A 305-nucleotide genomic window follows, 5' to 3' on the forward strand; every position below is an offset into this window, starting at 1 on the left:
GGCTTTGGCATCGCCGACAAACGCGCTCAGGTCCAGTACTTTGGTGGTGGCGTTGGCCTCAAGGATCTGCAGATCCGTCTTGGCCAACTCAGCCACTGGAATCGGCTTCACGATCACCGTCAAGGTGTCCGAAGTCTTCGGTACACCGTTGCGGGTCACCACGTAGGTAAATTTCACGCTGGTGGCCGCGTCACGAATATTGGCGTGAATCGCTGCCTTGGTGATGTCGAACTCCACCTTCTGCAACGTCTGATTACCGGGTTTGACCGGTATATCCGGCGAGCCGCCATCGCCCGCGCCGTCCA

General features: G+C 58.4%; 1 protein-coding gene. It reads right to left on the bottom strand.

What is annotated here, in order from left to right:
• Positions 1-305 (bottom strand): hypothetical protein (locus tag J1G35_RS31280; RefSeq protein ID WP_223016891.1); only part of this gene is annotated, 305 nt, incomplete at both ends.

The organism is Pseudomonas sp. SH10-3B (assembly GCF_019891415.1).
Taxonomy (GTDB): Bacteria; Pseudomonadota; Gammaproteobacteria; order Pseudomonadales; family Pseudomonadaceae; genus Aquipseudomonas.